The organism is Mesorhizobium sp. M7A.F.Ca.MR.362.00.0.0 (assembly GCF_004023175.1).
Classification (GTDB): Bacteria; Pseudomonadota; Alphaproteobacteria; order Rhizobiales; family Rhizobiaceae; genus Mesorhizobium.
Genome location: NZ_RZTF01000140.1, coordinates 1 through 2,994 on the forward strand (window position 1 = coordinate 1; position 2,994 = coordinate 2,994).

At 61.6% G+C, this 2,994-nt stretch carries 3 protein-coding genes and 1 pseudogene; all 4 read left to right on the forward strand.

The window, feature by feature from the left end:
- Positions 1-242: pseudogene (locus tag EOC06_RS18135) on the forward strand (carbohydrate ABC transporter permease); the annotation flags it as partial.
- A gap of 5 nt (positions 243-247) precedes the next feature.
- On the forward strand, positions 248-1,345 hold the full coding sequence (locus EOC06_RS18140) for an ABC transporter ATP-binding protein (protein WP_023812494.1): 1,098 nt from the start codon (positions 248-250) through the stop codon (positions 1,343-1,345).
- 53 nt (positions 1,346-1,398) lie between these two features.
- Positions 1,399-2,145, forward strand: a complete 747-nt coding sequence (locus tag EOC06_RS18145; RefSeq protein ID WP_128308420.1) for a sugar phosphate isomerase/epimerase — start codon at positions 1,399-1,401, stop codon at positions 2,143-2,145.
- Positions 2,146-2,156: 11 nt separating this feature from the next.
- A partial coding sequence (locus EOC06_RS18150; protein ID WP_245469732.1) for a Gfo/Idh/MocA family protein occupies positions 2,157-2,994 on the forward strand: 838 nt, incomplete at its 3' end.

Below are 2,994 nucleotides of genomic sequence, written 5' to 3' on the forward strand. Positions count from 1 at the left end.
ACATCATCCTGCAGGTGACCGGCATCTGGAACGACTTCCTGTTCGGCGTCGTCTACACCCGCCCCGACACCTATCCGATGACGGTGCAGCTCAACAACATCGTCAATTCGGTGCAAGGCGTGAAGGAGTACAACGTCAACATGGCCGCAACCATCCTGACCGGGCTTGTGCCGCTCATCGTCTACTTCATTTCCGGCAAGCTTTTCGTACGCGGCATCGCCGCCGGCGCGGTGAAGGGGTGACGGCGATGACGGCAGCCAATGATACCAGCGTTTCGATCCAGGACCTGTCGCTGAACTTCGGTGCGGTGACCGTCCTGGAGACGCTCAATCTCGATGTCGCCGATGGCGAGTTCATCGTGCTGCTCGGGCCGTCCGGCTGCGGCAAGTCGACCTTGCTCAACTGCATTGCCGGCCTGCTCGACGTTTCCGAGGGCCGCATCTTCATCAAGGGCAAGAACGTCACCTGGGAAGAGCCCAAGGACCGCGGCATCGGCATGGTGTTCCAGTCCTATGCGCTCTATCCGCAAATGACGGTGGAGAAGAACCTGTCCTTCGGGCTGCGTGTCGCCGGCACGCCAAGAGAAGAGATCGCCAAGCGGATCGCGCGGGCGGCTGAAATCCTGCAGATCGAACCGCTGCTGCAGCGTAAGCCGGCCGCCCTTTCCGGCGGCCAGCGCCAGCGCGTCGCGATCGGACGGGCGCTGGTGCGCGATGTCGACGTGTTCCTGTTCGACGAGCCGCTGTCCAATCTCGATGCCAAGCTGCGCGCCGAACTGCGCGTCGAGATCAAGCTGCTGCATCGCAAGCTGCAGAACACCATGATCTACGTCACCCACGACCAGATCGAGGCGATGACGCTGGCCGACCGCATCGCGGTGATGAAGGGCGGCGTTATCCAGCAGCTCGATGCGCCGCAGACCATTTACAACCGCCCGGTCAACCGCTTCGTCGCCGGCTTCCTTGGCTCGCCCGCAATGAACTTCGTCGATGGCCGCCTGGAAGACGCCGACGGCGGCTGGCGGTTCGCGGCCGAGGATATCAAGATCCCGCTCGGCACTTACGACTTTGCCAAGCCTCCGGCTCCCGGCCCCGTCACATTCGGTATCAGGCCCGAGCATGTCAGTCTGAACAGCGGCACCGGTTGGCCGTTTTCGATAGCCGCCAATGTCGAGGTGGTCGAACCCATGGGCTCCGACACGCTGGTCTGGCTGAAGCTTGCCCAGCAGAATTTCAGCGTCCGAGTGACCTCGGAACGCACGCCCAAGAATGACGAGGCGGTGACGCTTGGCTTCGATCCGATGCGCGCTTCGCTTTTCGACACTGCAACGGGCACACGCATCTAGCTTTTGAGAACCAACCTTCCAACGACAATCCCCAAGCGAAACGGACAGAGACGATGAATTGGTCATTCCAACTTTACAGCGCCCGCAATTTCCAACCCTGGGACGGTGTGCTCGCCATGCTCGGCAAGCTCGGCTACGCCCAGGTCGAAGGTTTTGGCGGCGTCTATGATGATCCCGTGGCATTCCGCGCCGAGCTCGACAAGAACGGGCTTGCCATGCCGACTGGGCATTTCTCGATCGACGCGCTCGAGAACGATTTCGACGGCGTGCGCAGAACCGCCGACGCACTTGATATCACGCTGCTCATCTGTCCCTTCCTGATGCCCGACCAGCGGCCATCAGACGTGGCCGGGTGGCGCGGCTTCGGCGAACGCCTGGCCAAAGTCGGCGACGCCGCGAAAAAGGCCGGCTACGGCTTTGCCTGGCACAACCATGATTTCGAGTTCAAGAAACTTGCCGACGGATCGGTGCCGCAGGATCACATCCTGTCATCCGCGCCCGATGTCAGCTGGGAGATGGACGTTGCCTGGGTGGTGCGCGGCGGCGATGATCCGTTGTCGTGGATCGAAAAACACGGCAAGCGCATCAGCGCCGTCCACGTCAAGGACATGGCCAAGCCCGGCGAGGGGCTGGATGAGGATGGCTGGTCGGATGTCGGCCATGGCACCATCGACTGGGCCGGTCTGATCAAGGTGTTGCGTGCCAAGAGTGCTGCCCAATACTACGTCATGGAACAGGACAACCCCAACGACATCGAGCGTTTCGCCCGCCGCTCCATCGCAGCCGCCAAAACATATTAGGAGCAATCAGCATGGCAAAGAAACTTGGCATCGGCGTCATCGGCTGCGGCAACATCTCGAAAGCGTATTTTTCGCTGGCGCCGCTGTTTCGCGGCATCGAAATGCGTGCCTGCGCCGACATCAACATGGAGGCGGCCAAGGCGCGGGCGAAGGAGTTCAAGCTGCGCGCCGAGACCGTCGAAGACCTGCTCAAGGCCGACGACATCGACATCATCGTCAACCTGACCATCCCGGCGGTGCACTATGAAGTGTCAAAGCAGATCCTCGACGCCGGCAAGCACGTCTATTCGGAAAAGCCGTTCGTGCTGTCGGTCAAGGAAGGGCTCGACCTTAAGAAGCGGGCGGAGAAAAAGGGCCTGCGGATCGGCTCGGCGCCAGACACTTTCCTCGGCGGCGCGCACCAACTGGTGCGCAACCTGATCGACACCGGCAAGCTTGGCAAGGTCACGAGCGGTACCTGCCATGTCATGGGCCACGGCATGGAGCATTGGCATCCCAATCCGGATTTCTTCTTCCAGCCGGGCGCCGGTCCCGTGCTCGATATCGGGCCTTACTACATCACCAATCTGATCCAGCTGATCGGACCGGTGAAACAGGTCGCGGCCTTCGCGACGACGCCGGCCAAGGAGCGGACGATCAGTTCAAAGCCGCGCGCGGGTGAAAAGATACCGGTCAACACGCCGACGACCATCCATGGGCTGCTGGAGTTCGAGAACGGTGCCGTTATAACGCTCAACACCAGCTGGGACGTCTGGGCCCACGGCCACGCGCCGATGGAGCTTTATGGCGAGGCGGGTACGGTGTTCGTGCCGGACCCGAACTTCTTCGGTGGTGACGTTCGCTTCACCG